The following is a 24,374-nucleotide window of genomic DNA, read 5'->3' as shown; positions in this document are numbered from 1 at the left end:
GATCTCCCTCCTGGGCGTCGCCGTCGTGGTCTTTGTCGTCGTCATTGCCGTCTCTCACCCGCCTGCCTAGTCGCCCGTGAGCGGGCTGAAGTCCGTGCCGGAGCCGAGGAGGAGGCCGGCGCCGAGGAGGAGCATCGTCGCCGGGACCATGAACGTGGTGATCATCAGCGTGGCCCTCGGGACCGCCCGGGCGGCCTTGCGGCGAGCGTTCTGGGCGTCCGTGCGGCGCATGTCCTTGGCGATAGACACGAGCGTGTCCACGATCGGCGCGCCCAGCTCCTCGCCCTGCTGGAGCGCGGTGACGAACATGGCGACCTGCTCGGAGTCGTTGCGGCGGCGCAGCTCCGCGAAGGCCTGCCGGCGGCTCACCCCGAGGTCCATCTGGCGCAGGGTGATGCGGATCTCGTCCGCCCAGGGCCCCTCGTACTTCGACGCGACGCGGTCGAGGGCCTGCCGGAAGCCCAGCCCGGCGCTCACGACGACGGCGAGGACGTCCAGGAAGTCGGGCAGCGTCCGCTCGATCACGTCCTTGCGGATCCGGATCGCCGCCCAGATGCCGACCTCGGTCCAGAACGCGGCGAACGCGAAGAGCAGCAGGGCCACGACGATCCTGCCCTGCAGCAGGAACACGAGCCCGCCGAAGCCGCCGAGGGCGCCGTACACCGCGCGGCGCGCCGCATAGCGGTCGATGGTCAGCCCGCCCGGGTTGCCCGCCAGGTCGATCTTGCGGCGGTACCTGGCGACCTGCTTGGGGCCCATCAGGCGCAGTACGGCCGGGGCGTACCGCATGCCGAGCCGGTCGACGACGGAGTCGACCGCGCCGGTGCGGGTCGCGCCGACCTCCAGGGCCAGGGCCAGGTCCGGCGGAAGCTTGGCGTCCGCGCGGTACATGCGGATGCCGGCGAAGGCGCCCCAGACGGCGAGACCCATGACGAGTGCGAGCAGTAGTTCCATGGCGCGTGCTCCTTCCTTCCCGGCCGCTCAGACGTCGATGCGGGACATACGGCGGATGAGGACGAAGCCGACCGCGTACAGGGCGAAGGCGATGATGACGGCGCCCTGGCCGACCGGGGAGCCGGTCATGCGCTCCAGGGCGCCGTCCTTGACGCCGTTCATGAGGAAGAGGGAGCCCACTCCCAACACCGGCACCGCATACGCCGTCATGTTCACCTGGGACAGCTGGGTGCGTACCTCGCGTCGGGTCTCCTTGCGTTCCTCCAGCGTCTCCGTCAGGTTGCGCAGCGCCCCGACGACCTGGCCGCCGGCCCGGTTGGAGAGGACCAGGGTGGTGACGAGGACGACCAGTTCGCGGGAGGGCAGGCGCTCGGCGAGTTCACCGAGAGCGTCGTCCATGGAATGGCCGACGGCCAACTGGTTGGCGACCTTGGCCAGTTCCTCACCGGCGGGCGCTTCCAGCTCCTCCGCCGCCATGCCTATCGCCGTGCGCAGCGCCAGTCCGGCGTGGGTCGCGTTGGCCAGGATGCGGGCCAGCTCGGGGAGTTGGTTGATGAACTTCTCGATGCGTTTCTGACGCTGCCAGGTCAGGAACTGCCAGGCCGCCCAGACGCCCAGCAGGCCGGCGATCGGCCCGAAGAAGGGGGCGAGGGTGGCCTGGCCGACGAGCCACAGGCCGGCCACCGCGGCCAGCAGGTAGACGAAGAACTCGCCCGGCGTCACGTCCAGACCGGTCGCCGCGAGCTTCAGCTCCAGCCGGCGGCCGGTCGCGGTGCGGCGCAGCCGCCGGTCCAGGGTGTGGAAGCGCCGCCGGCGGGCGCCGCCGTGCACCTGCCCGGCGGAGGTCAGGCGTTCCACCAGTTCGGCGCGCTGGGCCCGGCCCCGGGTGTAGGCGTGCAGGCCGGCGACGGCCAGGGCGCAGGTCAGCAGGGCCACGCCGGTGGTGAGGGTGATGAGGGTGTCGAGGTCCATCAGCGTTACCGGGCTTCCCTTGTGGTCAGTTCGAGTGCGTCACGCGCGACCCCGAACGCCTGCGGGATCGGCTGGCTCGCCATGTAGAGCCGGTCCGCGGTGCGGCGCGGGAGGGGGAAGTACTCGAAGGCCCCGTCGATACGGCCGTCGGCGCTCATCGGCCGGGCGTTGAACCGGGCGATCGTCGCCAGCCGGTACGGCTCTCCGCCATGGCTGTCCAGCAGGGCGATCTCGGTGACGCGGCGGGCGCCGTCGGCGAAACGGGTGAGCTGGACGACGACGTCCACCGCGCTGTTGATCTGGTCGTGCAGCGCGACGAAGGGGATCTCGACCTCCGACATCGACGCGAGGGTCTGCAGCCGCATCAGCGCGTCCTCGGCGCTGTTGGCGTGGACCGTGGCGAGGGAGCCGTCGTGGCCGGTCGACATCGCCTGGAGCATGTCGAGCGACTCGCCGCCGCGGACCTCGCCGACGACGATCCGGTCGGGGCGCATGCGCAGGGAGTTGCGCACCAGGTCGCGGATGGTGATGCGGCCGTTGCCCTCCACGTTCGGCGGGCGGGACTCCAGACGGATCACATGGGACTGCTGGAGCTGCAGTTCCGCCGAGTCCTCGATGGTGATGATGCGTTCGCCGTCCGGAATCAGGCCGGAAAGCGCGTTCAGCAACGTCGTCTTGCCGGTGCCGGTCGCGCCCGAGACGATCACGTTGAACTTCGCCTGCACCAGCCCGGCCAGCAGGTACAGCATCTGCTCGTCCAGCGAACCGAAGCCGACCAGTTCGTGCAGGGTGAAGGAGCGCGGGAAGCGACGGATGGTGAGGATGGGGCCGGTGAGCGACAGCGGGGGGATGATCACGTTGACGCGTTCGCCGGACGGGAGGCGGGCGTCGACCATCGGGTTCGTCTCGTCCACCCGCCGGTTGACCGTCGAGACGATGCGTTCGATCGTCTGCATCAGCTGGTCGTTGGACGCGAAGCGGAGGGGAAGCTGCTCCACCCGGCCGCCGCGTTCGACGAAGATCGCGTCCGGTCCGTTGACCATGATCTCGGTGATCGACGCGTCCTCGAGCAGGGGTTCCAGGATGCCGAGGCCGAGCGCCTCGTCGACGACCCGGCGGATCAGCTGCGCGCGCTCCCCCGTGGACAGCACCGGGCCCTCGCGGCTGATGATGTGCCCCAGCACCCGCTCCAGCCGCGCCCGGCGTTCGGCCGCCGCCAGCGCGCTCATCTCGGCGAGGTCGATCTCCTCGAGGAGTTTGGCCCGGTAGGACGTGACCAGGTGGCCGTCCTCGCCGCGCCCGCCGTGCTCGTCGGGGGAGGTGATGCGCGCCCGCAGGCTCATCTCCGGTTCCTCCTCGTGGACTTCGTGTCGATCTCGTGGACTTCGTCGATCTCGTGGACTGGGGGCGGCGGGGTCCGCGTCGGCGTCAGTGGTCGAGTGGCATGGTGGCTGTCCTGTGAGCCTCTCCGAATCCGATGCCGGGGATGACGGAGGGGATGTCGACGGTGGAGGTGACCCGGACCTCCTTGTCGGAGTACGCGGGCGCGCAACTGGCGTTCAGCCAAGCGCTGACCGCCCGCGCGCAGTCCCCGGCGTAGTCCTCGCGCAGCGACGCGCTGCGCGCCCCCGTGCGCGCCGCGGTCCCGGCCTGCTGCGCCGCGTACGCGACCAGCCCGAGCTGGACGGCGGCCAGCGCGACGGCGAGGAGGACGGGCAGGAAGCCCAGGTACTCGATGGCCGCCTGGCCCCGGTCCCGCCCGCTCCCGCTCCCGCTCTCCCACCGGTACGCGCGTCCGCGCCCTCGGTCCCGCACCCGCTCCCCCGCTCTCCCCCGGCGCTCCCGCTCTGGTCGTCGGCCCCGCGAGAAGCCCCGCTCCCGTCCACGCCCTCGGTACGCCCGGTACGCCATCTCAGTCGCCGTCCTCTTCCTCGACCGCGCCGGCGTGGGCGCGCACCGGGAACGGGAAGTCGATCAGGCCGGGGACCAGGACGGGGACGTGCAGCGTGACTTCGGCTGTCACGAAACCGCTGCCCCCGCAGCTCACCTCGGCGCCCCCCTCCCACGCGTCCCCCAGCTTGTCCCTGCCCGCCTGTGCGCAGGCCGCCGACCGCGCCCCAGGATGCGCCGCCGTGCCCGCCCGCACCGCCTCGTCGGCAGCATTCCCCGCGAGCGTGTACGTGTATCCCAGGAGGACGAACTGCCACACCACCACCAGCGTCACGATGATGGTGGGGAGCATGCCGAGGAACTCGACGGTGACCTGGCCCCGGTCACCCGCGAGGAACGCCCTCGTCCGCTGTGCGGTCAACTCACTCCCTCCGCCGCCGGAACCCGGCCGGCCCCCGGTCCGCACCGCGGGCGCGTCCGCCGCCGCGGCGCACCAGCGCCGTCTCCGGCGCCTTGACCAGCCCGAGCTCCCCCGCGAGCGCCCAGAGCGCCTGTCGGACGGCGCCCTTGGCGTCGAGGGCGTCCACCCGGCCGGCGTCGACCGCGGCCTGCAGTTCGCGGAAGTTGGCGGGCACCGTCGTCGTGGCGACGGCGGTGCCGGTGATCTTCTGGATGAGCGGGGGCTGGATCTCCGTCGCGCGCGTGTGGCGGTTGACGACGACGGTCGTCTCCTCGGCCTTGCGGATCTGCAGCCGGTCCCACATGCGCACGGTGCGTTTGGCGCCGCGCACGGCGACCACGTCGGGGGTGGTGACGAGCAGGGCGCGGTCGGCGAGTTCGACGGCGGCGGCGCCGGCGCCGGCGAGCTGGGCGCCGCAGTCGACGACGACGACCTCGTAGCGGGAGCGCAGCGCGCCGAGGATCTGGCGGGCGGCGCGGTCGGTGACCTCCTCGCCGCGTTCGCCCTCGCCGGGGGCGAGCAGGAGTGCCACTCCGCTGTCGTGCCGGAAGACGGCCTCGGCGAGGATGCGGGGCGAGATGTCGGCGATGGCGGCGAGGTCTACGACCGAACGGCGGAACTGGACGTCCAGGTAGGAGGCGACGTCGCCGGCCTGGAGGTCGAGGTCGACGAGGGCGGTGGGACGGCCGGAAGCCTGGGCGGCGAGGGCGAGCTGGACGGCCGTCAGGGTCGCGCCGACGCCTCCCTTCGCGCCGCTGACGGTGACGACGGTGCCGCCCGCGCCGGTGAACACGTCGCCGCCGTGGCCGAGATGACGCCGTACCCCGACCGACCAGGTGGCGACGGCCTGCACACGGTTCGCGAGGTCCTCGTAGCTCAGCGGCAGGGTGACCAGGCCGCGCGCGCCGGCGTCCATGGCGGCGGCGAAGAGGCCGGGCCCGGCGTCGGTGGTGACGAGGACGACGCCGACCGCCGGGAAACGCAGGGCGACCTCGCGAACGAGTTCCAGCGCCGGCACGGGGCCGATCCGCTCGTGGACGACGACGACCTCGGGGAGCTCGTCGACCGACTCGGCGGCGAGCCGGGCGAGGGTGTCCACCAGCTGGGTGGAGTCGGCGACCGGGGCGACCGGCTCGGCGTCGGGGAGCTGGCTGAGCAGGGTGGTGAGGGAACGGACCGCGTCCGCGTCGCCGACGGCCGGGAGGATCCTCGTGGGCATGGGCGGCGGCCTCTCACTTGTCCGTGGCGAGTTCGTACGTACGGTCCTTGTCGGGGACCGTGGCGCTGCCGCCGGGCGCGACGAGGGCGAGGCGGACGCGCTTGGCGAACGACTCGGCGTACGTGATGCGCTGGGCGTCGAGGGTCGACAGCGCGAAGGTGATGGGCACCGCGTCCCTGGGCGACTGGCTGCGGTTCTTCTCGTCCGGCTCGAGGGCGGTCAGCTCGCCGACGTCGAGGACCCGGGCGTTGGTGACGATGATCTTCGACTGGTCGGGATCACTGTCGCGGGCGCCCTCGAAGGTCGCGTAGACGTTGACGGACGAACCCGGGGTGATCTTGCCGGCCACGCCGGTCGCCGCGTCGATCATGATGGCGACCTCCTGCTGGCCCGGCTGGAGGGCGGGCTGGTCGACGATCATGTCGCTCTGCAGCAGGGAGCCCTTCCGCAGCGTCGTCACGGCGATCTTGCCGCGGATGGCGGCGAGGTCGGTGACGGCGTTCTCGGACAGCCAGCGCTCCGGCATCTCTATCTTCTTGAACTGGCCCGCGCTCAGGGCGGTGTAGGGCGCGATGTCGGAGCGCAGCTCGTACGCGGTGACCTCGGGACCGACCTTGGACTTCACGTCGTCGATGACGGAGAGAACGCCGGCGAAGGCGCCGAGGGCGCACACGATCGACAGGATGAGCAGAATCACGCCGCGGCGCTGACGGGAGTTCATGAGCCGTACAACCTCGTCGGGAGTCGGGTCGGGCGAACGGACGGGAACGAGCGGGCGGGGCGGAGCGGAGAGACCGGGCGTACGTCTCAGCCGCCCGCGGTGAGCTCGCGGGCGGGACGGACGGCGAGTTCGGAGGCGGACGGCGGGGTGGCGGAGCAGAAGACGCAACGGTCGCCGATGACGTCGATGCCGCACCAGTGGCACACGCTCTGCCGGACCGAGGCGACCAGCTGGTAGAGGACGGACAGGTCGGGCAGGTAGGCGCAGAACTCGATCGCCTTGCCGGTGCCCCACCAGTCGGCGGACTCGGCGGGCAGTTCCGTCTCCCGCAGTCCCTGCACCCGCCAGGCGGGGGCCAGCACGTCCGTGACCCAGTCGGACTGCAGGTGTCCGCGGGCGACGAGCAGCCAGGTGCCGAACTCGGGTCCCGGCAGGGTCGTTTCGGGGGTGGCCTTCACCAGTTCCGGCTTGGGGTGGGCCAGCACGCCGAACTGGCTGCCGGGCACCCATGACCGGGCGTGCGACTTCAGGCCGACGCCGGGCACCCGGTCGAGCCGGGCGACCGAGCCGAGGAGGGCGCCCGCGTGGAGGTAGTGGGTGAGCAGCCGGCCCGCGGAGGCGAGCACGCCGGGGCCGAGGTCGCAGGAGGCGAGCTGACGCAACTGGCGGACCAGGACGGCGACGGCGAGCGGCGGGAGGTCGGGGCGGAAGAGGGCGATGCGGTCGCTCTCGAGGAGGGAGCGGATGGTGTGCAGCCGTTGCTCGACGGCGGCGGGCACGGCCCGCGAGTACACGACGATCAGATGCCCGTGCTGGTCGACGAGCGACTGGACGGCGGCGAGGGCGTCCTGAAGCGGCTGCTGATCGAGGCCGGTCAGCACGGCGGCGGGCAGGGTGCGTTCGTCCTGCGGCGACAGCGCCAGGTCGGCTCCGGTCACGGCAATGGCTGTTGGCACGCGCAGCTCCCCGATTCCCGCCGTCCGGCCCACCGGCGTTACTCCGGTGCGCCGGGGTGACTTCGTTGCGTGACTACCTCAGCACTGTATCCACGCCCCTGTGGCCGGAGAACAGCTTTCCGTAGCTGCCTGACAACTCTTCTTCGCGCAAGTCCCGCCAAACCGGGGCAGGTTACGCACACGGACCCTCCACAAGCGGAGCCGACGACGACCTCTTGACAACAACGGAAACGCGACGGCCGTCAACGCCTGCTCGTCGACGGTCGCCCCGCACGCACCCGCCCTGCCGTGGCCGGAGGGGGCCGACGGGCCCGGTCAGCCTGTCGGGCGGTAGTGGGACAGGACCCGGGCGAGGTGGGGGAACCAGGTCTGGAGGCGGTCTTTGGGCTTGGCCTTGACGACGCATTCGTAGACGCGGCCGTCGATGTGGACCACGGCGACCATGAGGGCCTTGCCGTCGGGGCTCGGCTTGTAGTGGACGCTGCGGATCTCGGGCCAGGGGAAGTCGACGGTGATGCCGTACATCTCGAAGGCGACGCCCGCCTCGTCCACGACGACCGCGTTGTGCTTGTCGACGGCTGTGAAGTCCGGGCCGCCGGGCTGGGGCTGCGGGGCGTACTGCGGTGGGGGCGGGCCGAACCCCGGCGGGCCGAACCCCGGCGGGGTGGACGGCGGCAGGATGGACGGTGGCGGGGGCGGGGGCGGGGGCTGCTCGGTCACAGCGGGAAACCTACCCGGCGGGGGCTGTGCGCCCACTTTCGGTCTCCCTTGAAACATTTACCGTGCCCCACCGCATCAGTGAGGTGAGGGCGGCACGGTAACCGACACGAGGGGCACACACATGAGGCAGGTCCGCGCGGACGAGTACGCCGAGTTCGCGGCAGCGCGCGCCCGGCATCTCTACCGGTCCGCGTGTCTGCTCACCGCCGGGGACACGCATCTCGCCGAGGATCTGGTTCAGGAGACCCTCGGCAGGCTGTACGTCCGCTGGGGACGGGTGTCCCGGGTCGACAACCCGGCCGGGTACGCGCAGACCGTCCTCACCCGCACCTTCCTCGCGCACCAGCGCAAGCGCAGCAGCCGCGAACAGGCCACGGACGTGTTCCCCGACCTGCCCGACCGCAGAGGCACCGACGCCTCACTGCGGCTGACGCTGGTGCAGGCGCTCGGCCGGCTGCCCGCCAAGGACCGCGCCGTCGTGGTGCTGCGGTACTGGGAGGACCGCTCGATAGAGGAGACCGCCGACGCCATGAACGCCAGCTCAGCGGCCGTGCGGACCCGCTGCTCCCGTGCCCTCGGACGCCTGCGGCAACTGCTCGGCGAGGACATGAGCGAGTACGCCCGGCCCTGAGCCGTCCGGCCCTCGACGGTCCGGCTCCGGGCCGCCGGCCCGCCGCACTTCACACGACTTCACTCCATCCCACGCGGAAGACGGTGGTTCCCCATGCCCGTAGACCAGCACAGCGATCCCTTCGAGGAGCGGTTCTCCGCCGCCCTGCACGAGGCCGGCGGCGCCTTCGACCGGCCGGGCGGCGCGCTCGCCGCCGCCGGTCAGGCCCGCGGGCACCGGCTGCGGCTGCGGCGCAGGGCCGCCGTCGCGGGCGGCGTCGCCGGCCTGGCCCTGGTGGGCGTGGGCGGGACGCTGCTCGTGCCGTGGGGCGGCACGCCCGCTCCGAACCCCTCCTCCGTCGCCGCGAGCGGCAGCTCCAGCGCCAAGCCGGCCGCGTACTCCGCCGACGACGTGTTCCGCACCCTCAAGAAGCTGCTGCCGAAGGGGAAGCTGACCAAGACGGAGGCGCGCGGCACGGACGAGGAACTGCCGCCGCTCGCCCTCGGCGTGTTCGACGACGGCAAAGGCGAGGGGGCCGTCTCCGTCGGCCTGGACCGCGTCCGGACCGACACCCCGGGGAAGTTCGATCCCGTCACAGCCGTGATGCCCTGCTCGGACGGCGGGCAGTCGGGTTTCGACAGTTGCAGGACGGACGTCCTGCCCGACGGGTCGGCGGTCACCGTCTACCAGGGGTACGAGTATCCCGACCGCCGTGAGGACACCAAGGCGTGGGGGGCGGACCTGGTCACTCCGGCCGGGCAGCATGTGAGCGTCATCGAGTGGAACGCGGCGGCGGAGAAGGGCAAGCCGGTCACCCGCCCCGAACCCCCGTTGTCGACGGCCCGGTTGAGGACCCTCGCCGCGGCCTCGGAGTGGCGCCGGATCGTGGACGCCATGCCCCGCGAGCAGCAGAAGCCTTCCGCCGCCGCGAGCGCGTCCACGCGGCCCGCGGAGATGGCCGGGTGGCTCATCCTGCGCAAGCTCAGCCTCCTGCTGCCGTCCAGCCTGAAACGCGTCTCGTACGGCAGCCAGGAGACCGGGTACGGCTACATGGTCGTCGACGACGGCAAGGGCAGGAGCCTGGTCCAGATCAACGTGCAGCCCGGCATGTCCGACGTCGCCGACGAGCTGTTCGGCGACGGCTCCGAGACCCTGGCCGACGGCACCCGGGTCGCCGTCCGGCAGGGCCCGGGTGAGAAGGGCGGGGCCGGGGTCGTGATGTGGACCGTCGACACCCTCCGCAAGGACGGTCTGCGGGTCGTCGTCAGCGCCTTCAACGCCGCCGAGCAGAACAAGGCGGCGACCCGCGCCGAGCCCGCTCTCACCGTCGCGCAGCTGCGGACGATCGCGCTCAGCCCGCGCTGGCTGAGCGACCAGGACTGACGGCCGCCGCGGGCCCCGGCCGGGCGCGTCCGGACGGGGGCCCGACGGGGCCCGACGGGGCCCGACGGGGCCGGGGCCCGGCTGGGCTCCGCGGGGTTCAACGGGGGCTCCGCGGGGCCCGGTCGGGGGTCAGAAGAAATCCGACCAGGGCTGGTCCCAGATCTGCTTGACGCACAGCACCAGGAACAGCAGCCCCGCCAGTGCAAGCATCGCGTTGCTCAGCAGCCCGTTGCGCCACTCGCGGGGCGTGCGGGAGGAGTTGAGCAGCCACAGCAGCGTCCCCGCCAGGAACGGCAGGAAGGCCGCGCCCAGCACACCGTAGAGGATGACCAGGCGGAACGGCTGGCCCTGGAAGAGCAGCACGATCGGCGGGAAGGTCAGCCAGAGCAGGTACGCCCGGAAGGGCCAGGAGCGTTCCCGCTCGCCGGAGGCGACCTCCGTGCCGGTCGTGTCGCTGCCGCCCCGCAGGCGGGCGTAGAAGTCGGCGAACATCAGGCTCACGCCGTGCCAGACGCCGATCAGCGAGGTGAAGGACGTCGCGAAGAAGCCGATGAGGAAGAACTTGGCCGTGGCCGCGCCGTACTTCGCCTCCAGGATGTCGCTGAGCTGGACGAGCCCCTTGTCGCCGCTCGCGATCGACACGTTCGCCGAGTGCAGCAGTTCCGCGCCGACGAAGAGCATGGCGACGACGAAGACGCCGGTCGTGAGGTAGGCGACGCGGTTGTCCAGCCGCATGACCTTCATCCAGCCGGTGTTCGTCCAGCCCTTGGCGTTGACCCAGTAGCCGTACGCGGCCAGCGTGATGGTGCCGCCCACGCCGCCGATCAGGCCGAGGGTGTTGAGGACGGAGTCCTTCTCGTCCGGCAGGACCGGCAGCAGGCCGGCGAGGGCGTCGCCGAGGTTCGGGGTGACGCGGACCGCCAGGTACACGGTGACCACGAACATGACACCCACGAGGACCGTCATGACCTTCTCGAAGACGGCGTACTTGTTGAACCAGACGAACACCAGGCCGACCAGACCGCAGGCGACGGCCCACGACTTGAGGCCCATCACGTCCGGGAACAGCGCCTGCAGCGGCAGCGCGCTCGACGACATCGCCGCCGCGCCGTAGACGAAGCCCCAGACGACGAGGTAGACGCCGAAGAACCACGTCGTCCAACGGCCGAGCCCCGCCCAGCCGTCGAAGAGGGTGCGGCCGGTGGACAGGTGCCAGCGGCCGGCCGCCTCGGCGAGGGAGATCTTGACCAGGCAGCCGACGACCGCCGCCCAGAGCAGGGTGTAGCCGAAGTTGCTGCCGGCGATGAGGGTGGCCACGAGGTCGCCGGCGCCGACGCCGGTCGCCGCGACCACGATGCCGGGTCCGATGTACTTCCAGCTGGACTTTCTGGGGGTCTGGTCGACGCCGGATGGAGCCTTGCCGGCCCCGGTGTCCTCGGTGGCCTTGGTGTTTCCCGTGGGGGGTTCCGTGGTGTCCGCCATGAGGGTCAAGAAAGCCCACAGCGGGCGGTCGGGCAAGAGGGCCTGCCCGATCTCCACCCGATGTGCTCAGCCCGCCCTCACGCGAACCGGTCCCTAGTCGGCGTCCTTGTCGGCGTCCTTGGCGTTGACCGGCTCGGCGTCGGTGTTGTCGGCCTCGGCGTCCCCGGCGTCCGCGTCCCCCTCGTCGAAGTAGGCGTCGAGGACAGCGTCCAGCTGCTCGTCCCACTCCGCGAAGCGCGCCCTGGACGTCGCCTCGATCTCGATCGGGTACCAGCGGCGTTCCGGGGTGTGCACGGTGATGGTGTACCGCTTGCCGAAACGCGGCGTCTCGGTCTCGACGGCGCCGATCTCGTCCCAGCGGAACTCGCACTCCTCCTCGTCGAGGCGGAGCCGGACGCCCCTGGCGTCGGCGGCGATCCGCGCCCGGCGGTCGGAGGCCTCGAAGACGGGACCCGCGGCGGATGCCTCCGGCTCCTGCGCTTCCCCGTCCTCGGCGTCGGCTTCGGTCTCCGCCTCCGCGTCGGACACGGCGTCGGCGTCGGCCTCGGACCCGGATCCGGTGTCGGTGTTCTCCACCTCCTCCGAGTCGACGACCGCCTCGGCGTCGTCGGCCTCGGCCGGCTTCGCGTCGGACGGCCCCGCGGTCACGGGCGACGTGAGCCCGGGAACGAATGCCGGGTCGAATCCGGCGCCCTTCAGGGGCTGGCTGCTCGTACCTATGCGCTGCTCCACAGCGGGCAGTATGGTCGACGATCCTGTGCCGGACACAGCCAGCCCCTACTTCGTTACGGGAGCTCCGCACGGCGATCCATGGAGAACCAGACGAAGCCGCGCAATACGGCCACCCTCAAGCCGACGGAGCCGGTACGGGCGTCCTGCCGGAGTACTCGCCGCTGACGGCGTCCGCCGCGCGGCGGACCAGCGGGAGCGGGGTGAGGAGCTCGTCGGCGGTGGCGACGACGTTCGGCGCGGAGACGGACAGCGCGGCGACCACCCGGCCGTCGGCGCCCCGGACGGGCGCGGCGACGCAGTTGATGGACGCCTCGTGGCCGCGAGGTCGGCGGCCCGAGGGCGCAGGCCACGTTGGACTCCGCGCCGCCGATTCCCCGGTCGAAGGACGGCACACCGGCGAGGCGGCCCGGCCGGGAGGGCAGGAGGACGACCATGGACTCGCCGAGCGCGACGACGTCCACGACGTTCACCCCGTGCGAGGCGACTGGAGCGTCCACGACGTGCGTGCCGTGTGAGGCGGCCGGGGCGTTGCGGGGTCCGGTGGCGGTCACGTTCGTCGTGGCTCCCGTGCTGGTGTGGGCGAGCGAAGTGAGATGGGGGTCCCCGGCCGAAGGCCGGAGTCCCGGTCGCCGAGGGGTCGGAGCTGCTCGGGTTGGAGTGTGCTCGAGAGTGTTCTGGTGAGTGGGAGTCCCGCTCAGTCTCTAGGAACGGTCCGTTGGCCCCGCGTTTGTCAGACAGCCGTGAGCGGCATACGCAATGGACGCTGCATTATGTGCAACGCTCCTGATCAGGGAGGTTCCATGAGTACCGAGGCGATCGCGGCGCTCGCCCGACTGGCCGAGGAACGTGTCGACCACCGCTTCAAGGGCCTCCCGCCGGACGCCGACGGCCTCACCGTCGGCGAGCTGGCCGCCCAGCGCCGCGACCTCTTCACCGGCGGCTTCCCGACCCCGGTGCTGGCCCTTTCCGCGGAGCGCCTGGAGCACAACCTCGCGCTCATGGAGACGTACGCGACCCGGCACGGCCTCGCGTTCGCGCCGCACGGCAAGACCTCGATGGCCCCGCAGCTCTTCTGGCGCCAGCTCGACCACGGCGCCTGGGGCATCACCCTCGCGGTCCCGCACCAGGTGCGGGTGGCCCGGGCGTACGGCGTCGGGCGGATCTTCCTCGCCAACGAACTGGTCGACGCGGCGGCCCTGCGTTGGGTTTCCGCCGAGCTCGACGCCGACCCCGCGTTCCGCCTGGTCTGTTACGTCGACTCGGTGCGCGGCGTCGAGCTGATGGACGCGGCCCTGCGCGGCGCCGTCCGCCCCCTCGACGTCGTGGTCGAACTGGCGGCCGGTGAGGGCGCCCGCGCCGGCGTCCGCACGGAGGAGGAGTGCGCGGCGGTCGCGGACGCGGTGGCGGCCGTCCCGACGCTGCGGCTGGTCGGTGTCGCGGGTTACGAGGCAGAGACGCCGGGGGCCGACCCGGAGCGGGTGCGCGCATGGCTGCGCCGGCTGGTCGCCCTGGCCGCCGGCTTCGACAGGGCGGGCCGGTTCGCGGACGCCGAGGAGATCATCGTCAGCGCGGGCGGCAGCTCCTGGTTCGACGCGGTCGCCGACGTCCTCGCGGGGATCCCCGAACTGTCCCTGCCCGTGGTGAAGTTGCTGCGCTCGGGGGCGTACGTCAGCCACGACGACGGCCACTACCGGGGGCTGACGCCGTTCAACCGGGTCCCGGAGGAGGGCGCGCTGGAGCCCGCGCTGCGGCTGTGGACCCAGGTCGTCTCCCGCCCCTCCCCCGACCAGGCGTTCGTCAACGCGGGCAAGCGGGACGCGGCCTACGACCTCGACCTGCCCTTCGCCCAGGTGATCCGCCGCGACGGCCGGGAACGGCCCGCGACCGGCGTCTCGGTGACCGCGCTCTCCGACCAGCACGCCTGGCTGCGTACGACGGACGAGGCGGACCTGGAGGTCGGCGACTGGGTGGGCCTGGGGCTGTCCCACCCGTGCACGTCCTTCGACAAGTGGCCGCTGATCCCGCTGGCCGAGGCGGACGGCACGGTGGTCGACTACATCCGCACGTACTTCTGACCCGTTCGAGCCGGAGGCCGACCATGGAAGACCTCGTCGTCGGGAGTGCGTCGCCCACCCGACCGGCCGTCCGGCGGCCCGGCTGCGGCTGCCGGACCAGGGCGTGATCCGTGAGGGGCACCGCGCCGACCTGGTGCTCTTCGACCCGGCGACGGTGGCGGCGGGCTCGACGTACGGGTCCCCGCGCACCCTGCCGACGGGCATCCCGCACGTCCTGGTCGACGGCCGGTTCGTCATCGAGGACGGCCGGCGCACGGACGTGCTGGCGGGGCGGGCGGTCCGTCGCGGTCCCACGTGACGGAACGCCCCGCCGCCCGCCTCAGGGCTGTCCGGCGGACAGTCCCTACGGCTTGGGCAGGGTGCACCCGCTCTTGTTCAGGTCGATCTGGTTGCCGGCCTTGAAGCAGGCCGGGATCAGGTAGGTCTCCTGGGCGTAGTTGATGCCCTTGCGGACGGTGACGTTGCCGTTCGCGTCGACCTCACACGGGTTGTTCTCGGTGCAGCGCTGGCCGTCCTCGTTGCCGGTGTTGTTGACGGCGACGACCTTGCCGGTGGCCTGGTCGATCACCGGCGAGCCGGAGGTGCCGCCGATGGTCTGGCAGGCGGAGGTGTAACGGACCGAGTCCTTCCAGGTCCAGTCGCCCTCCTTCATCCGGTAGACGAACCCGTCGATGTTGCAGCTGTAGAGCCGCTTCCAGTAACCGGACGCCACGGTGATGGCGGTGCCGGCGACCGGGTGGGTGTCCTGCACGGTCAGCGCCGAGATGCCGTACGAGTTCTTGATCGACGCGTAGGTGCTGGTGAGCTGGTAGATCGACACGTCGGTGTCGGTCATCGTCCCGTAGGCGAGCTTGCTGGCGCGCAGCGTCGCGACCCGGGTGCCGGAGGAGTTGAGCAGGCCGAAGGTGCGGCTGGAGGCCTGGTTGACGAGCACCTCGCCCGGCTCCGGGAACCCGGTCGACAGGCAGTGTCCGTTGGAGAGCACGAGCGCCGGGTCGGTGTCCAGGGAGCTGGGGAAGCGGACGACCGAGCCGGAGCAGTTGCTGAGCGCGACGGTCCCGGCGAGGTTGACGGCCTTGAGCGTGGGCGCGGCGGCCTTGGGCGTGGCCGCCCCGGTCCCGGCCGCGGCCGGTGCGGCGACCGCGGGCGCCGCGCCCGCCCCGGCGATGGCCAGGGCGAAGCAGGCGGCGACGAGAGGCTTTCTCATGTGGGGGTCCCCTCTTGCGACAGGGCGACCGGAGATCTTCCGGCCGCCCGCTGTTTTGTCATGCGCATTGTTGGTTCCAGAGGGGAGGAGAGCAAGGGTCTGCTTTCGGCCACGGACGGGCGGGAGGTGGGGGCAGGGGGCAGGGGCAGGGGCGACGGAAGGGGCGGGGGCAACGGAAGGGGCGGCGGCGGCCGAGGGGGCGGCGGCGGAAGGGGCGACGCCCTCGCGTCCAGGGCGCGGGGGGGGCGGGGGCAGGGCGCGACGCCCTCCCGCCCCAAGGGCTGACATCGCGGGGCCGGCCCGCCCGGGGATACCCTGAGAGGGACTCTCCGCGCCCATCGCGCCCCGTCGACAGTGGCCCTCCGCACGTTCGTCGCCGTGAGGGAGATCGACTCCGTGGACCTGCACACCATTACCGAAGTCGTACGCCGACCGGCCGTCCGGCCCGATGCCGACTGGCGTGAAGGCGACGCCTGGCTCGCGGGCGGAACATGGCTGTTCTCCGCCGAACAGCCCGATCTGCGCCGCCTGGTCGACCTGACGGCGCTGCACTGGGATCCGCTGGTACGCAGCGACGCCGGCCTCGAGATCGGCGCGACGTGCACCATCCGCGACCTGCACGCGTTCACGCCGCCCGCCGACTGGATCGCGGGCCCGCTCCTGGCACGCTGCTGCGAGGCCCTGCTGTCCTCGTTCAAGGTCTGGAACTCGGCGACCGTCGGCGGGAACATCTGCCTGTCCCTGCCCGCCGGGTCGATGATCACGCTGACGGTCGCGCTGGAGGCACGGTACGAACTGTGGGCTCCCGACGGGTCCACACGGGTCCTCGACGCCGTCGGGTTCGTGACCGGGGACCACCGAAACGTTCTCGCTCCCGGCGAGGTCCTGCGGCTCGTCATGATCCCGGCGCACGCCCTGAGAAGGCGTGCCGCGCACCGCCGCTTCACCCTGACCCGCCTCGGCCGCTCGACGGTGTTCCTGATCGGCACCCGGGCCCCGGGGTCGGGCGACCTGCTGCTCACGGTCACGGCGGGCACCACCCGGCCGGTGCGCCTTGCGTTCGACGGCCTTCCCGACGCCGTGACCCTGCGGCAGAGCATCGACGCCGTCCCCGCCGACGTCTGGTTCGCCGACCCCAACGGGACCCCCGGCCACCGGCGCCATCTGACACGGCACTTCGCCGAAGAGATTCGTCGCGAACTCATGGCTGGAACGTGACATGACCTACCTCGTGAACGGCAGGAGCTTCACGGAGGAACCCGCACCCGGCCAGTGCCTGCGCACCTTCCTGCGCGCGCTCGGCCATCACGGCGTCAAGAAGGGCTGCGACGCGGGCGACTGCGGCGCCTGCACGGTCTGGCTGGACGGCGATCCGGTGCACAGCTGCATCACCCCCGCCTTCCGCGCGGACGGCCGCGAGGTGACCACGATCGAGGGTCTGGGGTCACCGGGCGACCTGCATCCCACGCAACGGCGCTTCCGCGACGCCCCGGGGTTCCAGTGCGGCTTCTGCACCGCCGGGATGATCATGACCGCCGCGACGTTCACCGACGCCCAGAAGACGGACCTGCCCCGGGCGCTGAAGGGCAACCTCTGCCGCTGCACCGGCTATCGGGCCATCGAGGACGCGGTGAACGGCGTGGTCGGCGTGGAGAGCGCCGCGCCGGGCAGGGCCGTCGGCCGCAGCGTCGGGGCGCCGGCCGCCGAGGACGTGGTGACCGGCCGCGCCGAGTTCACGATGGACACCCGCCTGGACGGCATGCTGCACCTCAAGGTGCTGCACTCCCCGCACGCGCACGCCCGGATCGTCTCGATCGACAAGAGCGCCGCCCTCGCCGTCCCCGGCGTGCACCGGGTCTACACCTGGCAGGACGTGCCGCGCCGGCGCTTCACCACGGCCATCCACACCGACCATCTGGTCGATCCGGACGACACCCGCATCCTCGACGACACCGTCCGCTTCGTGGGCCAGCGCGTGGTCGCGGTGCTGGCCGACACCGTCGCGGCGGCGGAGGAGGGCTGCCGGAAGGTCGTCGTGGAGTACGAGGTCCTGCCGGCCGTGTTCGAGCCACTGGAGGCGATGGCGGAGGGGGCGCCGCAACTGCACGGCTTTCACGACCCGTTCGTCCGCGACCCCACCCACAACGTGCTGCTCGAGCTGCACACGCACATCGGCGACGTGGACGCGGGGTTCGCCGACGCCGACGTGATCCACGAGGGCACCTACTTCTCGCCCCGCGTGCAGCACGCGCATCTCGAGACGCACGGCTCGATCGCGTGGATGGAGGACGGCCGGCTGAACGTGCGCACCAGCTCTCAGTCGCCGTCGATCGCGAAGGTCAAACTCGCCTATCTGTTCTCGCTGCGTTCCGACCAGCTGCGGGTGTTCTGCAAGCGCGTCGGCGGCGGCTTCGGCGGCAAGCAGGAGGTGATCTCGGAGGATCTGGCGGCGCTCGCCGCCCTCGACACCGGGCGGCCCGTCTGCTTCGAGTTCACCCGCGAGGAGGAGTTCACCACGGCCTCGCCACGCCACCCGATGACGTTGACGGTCAAGCTCGGGGCGAAGGCCGACGGCACCCTCACGGCGTTCCAGGTCCGCAATGTGGCGAACACGGGCGCCTACGGCAACCACGGCGGCGAGACGCTGTACGCGGGAGGCGCAGCCGTGGCGATCTACCGCTGCCCCAACAAGAGGTACGACGCCTTCTCCGTCTACACCAACACCGTGCCGAGCGGGGCGCTGCGCGGATACGGGATGACGCAGCCGGCGTTCGCCGTGGAGTCGGCGATGGACGAACTGGCGCGCGCGTTGCACCTCGATCCGCTCGCCCTGCGGCGCCGGAACATCGTGCGGCCGGGAGACCCGCTCGTGGCCCTGCACGACGGCCCCGACGACGTGGCGTTCAGCGAGGACTCCCTCGCCAAGTGCATCGACCTGGTGGAGAACGCCCTGGCCCGGACCGCCGGCCTGCCGCCGCCCGGCCCCGGCTGGCTGAGGGGCGCGGGCGTCGCGAGTTCCCTGCACGAGACCGCGCCCCCGACCGAGCACGTCTCCGAGGCCTGGGTCACCCTGGGGGACGACCTCGTCTACGAACTGGCCGTCGGCACGGTCGAGTTCGGGGAGGGCACGTCGACCGCGCACGTCCAGATCGCGGCCGGCCAGCTGGGGACGACGCCGTCCCGGATCCGCCTGGTGCAGTCGGACACGGACCGCACGGGATTCGACACCGGCGCCTTCGCCAGTGCCGGACTGTTCGTCTCGGGCAACGCGGTGCTCCGGGCGGCCGACGCCGTGCGCGACCGCATCCTGGAGTACGCCGCCGCGTACACCGGCGTGCATCTCGTGCTGTGCTCGATCGACGACGAGGAGGTCGTCTGCGGCGACCGGCGGGTGCCGCTGGCCGAGCTCGTCGCGTCGGCCCGGGCCCGTGGCATCCGGTTCACGGCCGCCCGCAAGGCCTACGGCTCGCCCCGCAGCGTCACCTCCAACACGCAGGGGTTCCGGATCGCCGTCCACCCGGTGACGGGCGAGATCCGCATCCTGCACAGCGTCCAGGCGACCGACGCCGCCGTGGTCATCAATCCCGCTCAGGTCCGCGGCCAGGTCGAGGGCGGGGTCGCCCAGGGCATCGGGTTCGCGCTGACCGAGAACCACCACGTCGACGAGAACGGCGTCATGACGAACCCGAATCTGCGCAACTACCGCATCCCCACCTACGCCGACGTCCCACGCACCGACGTGCTGCTGGTGGCCTCGACGGACTCCGTCGGCCCGCTGCGGTCGAAGGGGATGGCGGAATGCTGCATCAACCCGGTGGCCCCGGCGCTGGCGAACGCGCTCCACGACGCCACCGGCGTCCGCTTCCGCTCCCTGCCCCTGACGCCGGAGCGGATCTGGAGCCGGCTCGCCGCAAGGCAGTCGGTGGCGACGGGCCCGGGCTCATGAGCGGCACCGACCGCACCGACAGGGCCGACCGCACCGGCAGAGCCGGCAGGGCCGCCGGCACCGACACCACCGACCGCGACCGGAGCGCGGGAGCGACGGCGGTCATCCACCAGAAGGTACTCCCCGGACTCGAACGGGAGTACGAGTCATGGCAGGAGGACGTCAACTCCGCCGCCGCCGGCTACGCCGGGTACCTGGGCGTCGAGGTCTCCCCGCCGACCCCGGTACAGCCCGAGTGGGTCGTCGTCTACCGGTTCGACTCCGTGGCGCACCTCAAGGCGTGGATCGACAGCGACACGCGACAGCGCCTCCTGGACGTCGGCGACGAGTACCTGGACGGCCCCGGAACCCAGCAGGTGATCAGCGGCGGCACCCGTCCGACGGATCCGCTGGTGACCGTGATGGTCACCCACCGGGTCGACCCGGCCCACGTCGACGAGTTCCTCGCCTGGCAGCGCCGGCTGACCCGGGAGGAGGAGAAGTTCGAGGGGTTTCGCGGAACGGAGATCTTCCAGCCGGTCGAAGGAGTGCAGGACGACTGGACCACCCTGTACCGGTTCGACAACGCCGAGCACCTCGACGCCTGGCTGACGTCGAGCAGACGCCGGCAGCTCCTCGCCGAGGGGGAGAAGTTCGACGACTTCCGGCTGCGCACGGTCGACCACTCCTTCGGCAGCTGGTTCGCCTTCGAGGGGAACGGCAAGGGGGCGGCGGCGCCCTCCGAGACGCGGACGGCCCTCGCGGTCTGGGTCGGCCTGTATCCGACCGTGGTGCTGCTGACGCTCGCCCTGTCGCCGCTGGACATGCCGCTCTGGCTCGGGCTGCTGGTGGGCAACCTGCTGTCGAGCTTCCTGATGAGCTTCCTCACCATGCCGTACTACGTGAACCGGCTCCTCAAGCGCTGGCTGAGACCGGCCCCGGACGAGCCGGCGACCCGGACCCACCTCATCGGCCTCGGCACCGTCGCCGTCCTGACGGCGTTCTGGGTGGCCGTCTTCTACGTCATCACGACACAGATCTGGACACTACCCTGAGCGATCACCGGAAACCACCCGAAATCCACGCCTTACGTGGCGGAAAACACGCCCCCGGAGGCGTTACCGGGCCGTAAGCTCCCAGACATGCAGGTGATCCAGTCGACCAAGCTCGCCAACGTCTGTTACGAGATCCGGGGGCCGGTTCTCGAGGAGGCGATGCGGCTGGAAGCGGCCGGTCACCGCATCCTCAAGCTGAACACCGGGAACCCGGCCGCCTTCGGCTTCGAGGCCCCGCCGGAGATCCTGGAGGACATCCTCCGCAACGTCTCCACGGCGCACGGCTACGGCGACGCCAAGGGCCTGCTGGCGGCGCGCCGGGCCGTCGTCATGCACAACCAGACGCTCGGCATCGAGACGGACGTCGAGCACGTCTTCATCGGCAACGGCGTCTCCGAGCTGATCGTCATGGCGATGCAGGGCCTGCTGGACGACGGCGACGAGGTGCTCGTCCCGGCCCCGGACTACCCGCTGTGGACCGCCGCCGTGTCGCTGTCCGGCGGCACCGCCGTGCACTACCGCTGCGACGAGCAGGCGGACTGGATGCCGGACCTCGCCGACATCGAGCGCAAGGTCACCGACCGCACCAAGGCGCTCGTCATCATCAACCCGAACAACCCGACCGGCGCGGTCTACGACGAGGCGATGATCCGGGGGCTGACGGACATCGCACGCCGGCACAACCTGCTGATCTGCTCGGACGAGATCTACGACAAGATCCTCTACGACGGCGCCACCCACACCCCCACCGCCAAGATCGCCCCCGACCTGCTCACCCTCACCTTCAACGGCATGTCGAAGGCGTACCGGGTGGCCGGCTACCGGGTCGGCTGGATGTCGATCTCCGGCCCGCGCGCGCACGCCGACTCCTACATCGAGGGCCTGACGATCCTGGCGAACATGCGCCTGTGCGCGAACATGCCGGGCCAGCACGGGGTGGTGGCCGCCCTGAGCGGACGCCAGACGATCAACGACCTGGTGCTGCCGGGCGGCCGGCTCAAGGAGCAGGTGGACACGGCGTACGAGCTGCTGACGCAGATCCCGGGCGTCAGCTGCGTGCGGCCGAAGGGGGCGCTGTACCTCTTCCCGCGCCTCGACCCCGCGGTCTTCAAGATCAGGGACGACCGGCAGATGGTCCTCGACCTGCTGCGCCGCGAGAAGATCATGGTGGTCCAGGGAACCGGCTTCAACTGGCCGGAGCCGGACCACTTCCGGGTCGTCACCCTGCCGACGGCGACGGATCTGCGGGACGCGGTCGGCCGGATCGCCCGCTTCCTGGACGGCTACAGCCAGACTTAAACATCATCCGGGCAACGACTTCTTGAATCCCTCAACTTTAGACGAGATCCAAGCTAGGATGGTTTCCTGACAGCACGGGAGGCCATCCTCATGTACGAGCCGATCCGCACCCAGTCTTCCGGGACTTCCGGTACTTCCGGTAGGTCCGCCCACACCAAGATGGCCGGCACGCCCGCGGACTTCCCCCACCGTTCCCGCGAGGAGGAGCTGGACATCCAGCTCGCAGGTCATCTCGCGGCGCTGCTCGCCGTCACCGACGAGCTGCGGGCCACGGCGCCGTCCGCCGACCTGGACACCGCGGCCGGCCGGCTCGCCCAGCAGGTGGCCCGGCTGCGCGGCGGGCGGACGCAGGTCCGCTCGTCCCACGCCCCCGGTCCGGCCGCGCCGCACGTCGCGGCCCTGCACGACCGGGCCCACGCCCTCGCCGGCCGGGCCCTCGTCGTCGCGGCGTCCCGCGCGGACACCGCCGCCGCGATCCTGGCGGCCCAGCGGATGGACGCGCACGCCGCCGGCCAGGCGGAGCAGCAGGAACTGAGCACCGCCGGCTGACCCCGTCCCGGGGGATCCCGGACTCCCCCCGGCTTCCCCGGACTCCCCGTCGGGGACCTCGAACGGCCCCGGTCCGCGTGCACCCGCAGCGACGCGCGGACCGGGCGCCATGACCGTGTCACGCCCACACGACCGGTCGTCCCGCTCCTCCACGACACCCGGCAGCCGCGCATCGCTGCGGTCCGCCGCGGTCCGCCCATTCGGGTGATCTGTACACCACAAGCGCCTGCCGAACGGCGGCGTCATCGCGACGGACTCGTAACGTCGGCGCACATGACGGTGGTCGACTCCGGCACGTCGGCACGCCCGCGGTCCGCTCTCAGTCGGCCTCCGCGACCATCGAGCCGAGCAGGGAGCACCAGATGACGTCGACGGCCACCCCGAGGTTCTCCGTCTTCACCCCCAGCCACCGAACCCGTTTCCTCGACGACTGCCTGGCGACGCTGCAGGCGCAGACCTGTCCGGACTGGGAGTGGATCGTCCTGCTCAACAACGGCGCCCGCTGGCGACCGGAGCGCCCCGACGACCGGGTCCGGATCGAGTTCGCGGACGACGTCACCGGCGTCGGAGCCGCGAAGCGCAGGGCCTGTGAGCTGGCCCGCGGCGAGATCCTCGTCGAACTCGACCACGACGACCTGCTGGCGAAGGCGTGCCTGGCGGAGCTCGGCAAGGCGTTCGACGAGAATCCCGACGCGGTCTTCGTCTACAGCAACACCGCGCAGATCACCGAGGACGGGAAACGGGACGACAGCCGTTTCAACGAGTCGCACGGCTGGCACTACGAGGACGTGCGCGTCGACGGCCAGAACCTGCTGCAGGTCAGGGCGATGGCTCCGACGCCGCACAACGTCGCGTACATCTGGTACGCGCCCAACCACGTACGGGCGTTCCGCCGGGACGCCTACGAGACGGCCGGCGGTTACGACGCCTCCCGCTCGGTCCTGGACGACCAGGACCTGATGTGCCGTCTGTTCCACGTCGGCGACTTCCACCACATCCCCCGCTGTCTGTACCTGCAGCGGATGCACCCGGCGAACACCCAGCGCGACCCGGAGACCAACGCGCACATCCAGAGCGAGACGGTCGCCCTGTACGACAGGTACATCGAGGCCAACGCCCTCGCCTGGACCTACCGCAGAGGGCTGCTCGCGCTGGACCTCGGAGCAGCGCACCGGAAGCCGCCCGGTTACCTGGGCGTGGACCAGTACCCGGGTGAGGGCGTCGACATCGTCGCGACCCTGCCGGGCCGGCTGGACCTGCCCGACGACTCCGTCGGCCTGCTGCGGGCCGTGGACTTCCTGGAGCACGTGCCGGCCAAGATTCCCCTGATCAACGAGCTGTACCGGCTGCTGGCGCCCGGCGGCATGCTCCTCAGCACGACCCCCAGCTCCGACGGCCGTGGCGCGTACCAGGACCCGACCCACGTCGCCTACTACAACGAGAACTCGTTCTGGTACTACACGGACGACCAGTACCGCGCGTTCGTGCCGGAGATCGAGGCGAGGTTCCAGAGTTCCCGGCTGACCACCTGCTTCCCGTCCCAGTGGCACTCCGAGAAGAACATCTCGTACGTGATCGCCAACCTCATCTCGGTGAAGGACGGCGCCGAGCGTTGCGGCGGCCCGCTGCTGGTCTAGGCGGGTCCAGGCGGCCCCGGTCCCGGGTACGGGAGGCGCCCCGCAGGACTCATGGGTCCCGCGGGGCGCCTCGCGTCTGTTCAGGGCCGACGCGCCTGTTCAGGGCCGGTCCTCGGTCCACGACCCTTCGGCTGTCGAGCCGTACACCTCGTCCGTGGACACCTGGACGAAGCGGCAGACGCCGTGCCGACGGGCGGCGTCGAGCAGCACCTGCGGGCCCGGCACATCGGTGCGGACGAACGGATCGGCCCCCTCGATCGACCGGTCGACGTGCGACTCGGCGGCGAAGTGCACCACCGCGTCCTGGCCCGCCATGGCCTCTTCGACCACGTCCGGGTCGCAGATGTCGCCCCCGACGAAGGTGTAGCCGGGGGCGTTCGCCACCGGCGCCAGATTGGCCTCGGTCCCTGAGTGGGTTGTGCGGTCGAACGGTCGGACGTACTCGTGCGGCGGTGCCCTCCGAAGCCGAAGCCTCGAAGGGCACCCACCGCGCACGCCCGGTCTCCGGCGGCCGGTACCGCACCGCCG

The 24,374-nt window shown here is 71.6% G+C and carries 21 protein-coding genes and 4 pseudogenes; 10 read left to right on the top strand and 15 right to left on the bottom strand.

The annotated features are described in order from the left end of the window. Positions 1-66: 66 nt before the first annotated feature. From QA802_RS26790 to QA802_RS26750, 9 genes are all read right to left on the bottom strand, one after another. On the bottom strand, positions 67-954 hold the full coding sequence (locus tag QA802_RS26790; RefSeq protein ID WP_306949545.1) for a DUF5936 domain-containing protein: 888 nt from the start codon (positions 952-954) through the stop codon (positions 67-69). Positions 955-981: 27 nt separating this feature from the next. Further along, a complete protein-coding gene (locus QA802_RS26785; RefSeq protein ID WP_334527588.1) occupies positions 982-1,926 on the bottom strand; it encodes a type II secretion system F family protein in 945 nt (314 codons plus the stop codon). A 5-nt stretch (positions 1,927-1,931) separates the two neighbouring features. Then, positions 1,932-3,269, bottom strand: a complete 1,338-nt coding sequence (locus QA802_RS26780; protein ID WP_334527585.1) for a TadA family conjugal transfer-associated ATPase — start codon at positions 3,267-3,269, stop codon at positions 1,932-1,934. A gap of 85 nt (positions 3,270-3,354) precedes the next feature. Next, entirely contained in the window at positions 3,355-3,741 is a 387-nt protein-coding gene (locus QA802_RS26775) for a TadE/TadG family type IV pilus assembly protein (protein ID WP_334527582.1), read from the bottom strand. 97 nt (positions 3,742-3,838) lie between these two features. After that, a complete protein-coding gene (locus QA802_RS26770) occupies positions 3,839-4,168 on the bottom strand; it encodes a pilus assembly protein (protein ID WP_334534909.1) in 330 nt (109 codons plus the stop codon). Between the two features lie 70 nt (positions 4,169-4,238). Beyond that, positions 4,239-5,495 carry a CpaE/TadZ family protein gene (locus QA802_RS26765; protein ID WP_334527579.1) on the bottom strand — a complete coding sequence of 419 codons (1,257 nt, stop codon included), beginning with the start codon at positions 5,493-5,495 and terminating at the stop codon, positions 4,239-4,241. A gap of 13 nt (positions 5,496-5,508) precedes the next feature. Further along, complete coding sequence (gene cpaB / locus QA802_RS26760) at positions 5,509-6,216, bottom strand: Flp pilus assembly protein CpaB (RefSeq protein ID WP_334527576.1); 708 nt, start codon at positions 6,214-6,216, stop codon at positions 5,509-5,511. Positions 6,217-6,302: 86 nt separating this feature from the next. Further along, positions 6,303-7,172 (bottom strand): hypothetical protein, encoded by an 870-nt coding sequence (locus QA802_RS26755; protein WP_334527573.1) that lies wholly within the window; start codon positions 7,170-7,172, stop codon positions 6,303-6,305. Between the two features lie 315 nt (positions 7,173-7,487). Then, the gene (locus tag QA802_RS26750; RefSeq protein ID WP_334527570.1) at positions 7,488-7,892 is read right to left on the bottom strand and encodes a hypothetical protein; all 405 of its coding nucleotides are present in this window, start codon (positions 7,890-7,892) and stop codon (positions 7,488-7,490) included. Between the two features lie 121 nt (positions 7,893-8,013). On the opposite strand from QA802_RS26750, the gene QA802_RS26745 reads away from it, so the two are divergent. Together QA802_RS26745 and QA802_RS26740 are read left to right on the top strand one after the other, a co-directional pair. After that, complete coding sequence (locus QA802_RS26745) at positions 8,014-8,523, top strand: SigE family RNA polymerase sigma factor (RefSeq protein ID WP_334527568.1); 510 nt, start codon at positions 8,014-8,016, stop codon at positions 8,521-8,523. A gap of 93 nt (positions 8,524-8,616) precedes the next feature. Beyond that, positions 8,617-9,885 (top strand): hypothetical protein, encoded by a 1,269-nt coding sequence (locus QA802_RS26740; RefSeq protein WP_334527565.1) that lies wholly within the window; start codon positions 8,617-8,619, stop codon positions 9,883-9,885. Positions 9,886-10,014: 129 nt separating this feature from the next. On the opposite strand, the gene QA802_RS26735 is transcribed toward QA802_RS26740, so the two are convergent. The 4 genes and pseudogenes from QA802_RS26735 to QA802_RS41655 all read right to left on the bottom strand — a co-directional run. Next, entirely contained in the window at positions 10,015-11,367 is a 1,353-nt protein-coding gene (locus QA802_RS26735; protein ID WP_334527562.1) for an Nramp family divalent metal transporter, read from the bottom strand. Between the two features lie 93 nt (positions 11,368-11,460). Then, on the bottom strand, positions 11,461-12,099 hold the full coding sequence (locus tag QA802_RS26730) for a hypothetical protein (protein WP_334527559.1): 639 nt from the start codon (positions 12,097-12,099) through the stop codon (positions 11,461-11,463). Positions 12,100-12,214: 115 nt separating this feature from the next. Next, positions 12,215-12,418 (bottom strand): annotated as a pseudogene (locus tag QA802_RS26725) (IclR family transcriptional regulator domain-containing protein); the annotation flags it as partial. Between the two features lie 16 nt (positions 12,419-12,434). Further along, a pseudogene (locus QA802_RS41655) lies at positions 12,435-12,797 on the bottom strand (hypothetical protein); the annotation flags it as partial. Between the two features lie 102 nt (positions 12,798-12,899). Between QA802_RS41655 and QA802_RS26715 the strand changes: the two are divergent. Together QA802_RS26715 and QA802_RS26710 are read left to right on the top strand one after the other, a co-directional pair. Continuing rightward, on the top strand, positions 12,900-14,174 hold the full coding sequence (locus QA802_RS26715; protein ID WP_334527557.1) for an amino acid deaminase: 1,275 nt from the start codon (positions 12,900-12,902) through the stop codon (positions 14,172-14,174). Positions 14,175-14,211: 37 nt separating this feature from the next. Then, positions 14,212-14,472 (top strand): annotated as a pseudogene (locus QA802_RS26710) (amidohydrolase family protein); the annotation flags it as partial. Positions 14,473-14,517: 45 nt separating this feature from the next. On the opposite strand, the gene QA802_RS26705 reads toward QA802_RS26710, so the two are convergent. Beyond that, positions 14,518-15,381 (bottom strand): S1 family peptidase, encoded by an 864-nt coding sequence (locus tag QA802_RS26705; protein WP_334527554.1) that lies wholly within the window; start codon positions 15,379-15,381, stop codon positions 14,518-14,520. 396 nt (positions 15,382-15,777) lie between these two features. Here QA802_RS26705 and QA802_RS26700 point away from each other — a divergent pair, with 396 nt between their 5' ends. The 6 genes from QA802_RS26700 to QA802_RS26675 all read left to right on the top strand — a co-directional run bounded on the left by QA802_RS26700 (position 15,778) and on the right by QA802_RS26675 (position 23,846). Beyond that, on the top strand, positions 15,778-16,599 hold the full coding sequence (locus QA802_RS26700) for an FAD binding domain-containing protein (protein ID WP_334534907.1): 822 nt from the start codon (positions 15,778-15,780) through the stop codon (positions 16,597-16,599). A 1-nt stretch (position 16,600) separates the two neighbouring features. Beyond that, entirely contained in the window at positions 16,601-19,327 is a 2,727-nt protein-coding gene (locus tag QA802_RS26695) for a molybdopterin-dependent oxidoreductase (protein WP_334527552.1), read from the top strand. Then, positions 19,324-20,361 (top strand): antibiotic biosynthesis monooxygenase, encoded by a 1,038-nt coding sequence (locus QA802_RS26690; protein ID WP_334527549.1) that lies wholly within the window; start codon positions 19,324-19,326, stop codon positions 20,359-20,361. Before QA802_RS26695 ends, QA802_RS26690 begins: the two co-directional genes overlap by 4 nt. Before the next feature lie 87 nt (positions 20,362-20,448). Then, positions 20,449-21,660 carry a pyridoxal phosphate-dependent aminotransferase gene (locus QA802_RS26685; protein WP_334527547.1) on the top strand — a complete coding sequence of 404 codons (1,212 nt, stop codon included), beginning with the start codon at positions 20,449-20,451 and terminating at the stop codon, positions 21,658-21,660. A gap of 90 nt (positions 21,661-21,750) precedes the next feature. Further along, entirely contained in the window at positions 21,751-22,209 is a 459-nt protein-coding gene (locus tag QA802_RS26680) for an SCO4983 family protein (RefSeq protein ID WP_334527545.1), read from the top strand. Positions 22,210-22,571: 362 nt separating this feature from the next. Then, a complete protein-coding gene (locus QA802_RS26675; RefSeq protein ID WP_334527541.1) occupies positions 22,572-23,846 on the top strand; it encodes a glycosyltransferase in 1,275 nt (424 codons plus the stop codon). Between the two features lie 102 nt (positions 23,847-23,948). Here QA802_RS26675 and QA802_RS26670 read toward each other — a convergent pair. After that, positions 23,949-24,341, bottom strand: a pseudogene (locus QA802_RS26670) (GDP-mannose 4,6-dehydratase); the annotation flags it as partial. Positions 24,342-24,374 lie beyond the last annotated feature (33 nt).

It is taken from the genome of Streptomyces sp. B21-105 (assembly GCF_036898465.1).
Classification (GTDB): Bacteria; Actinomycetota; Actinomycetes; order Streptomycetales; family Streptomycetaceae; genus Streptomyces.
The sequence above is the reverse complement of the archived record's forward strand: the minus strand, read 5'-3'. Positions and strand labels throughout refer to the sequence as shown.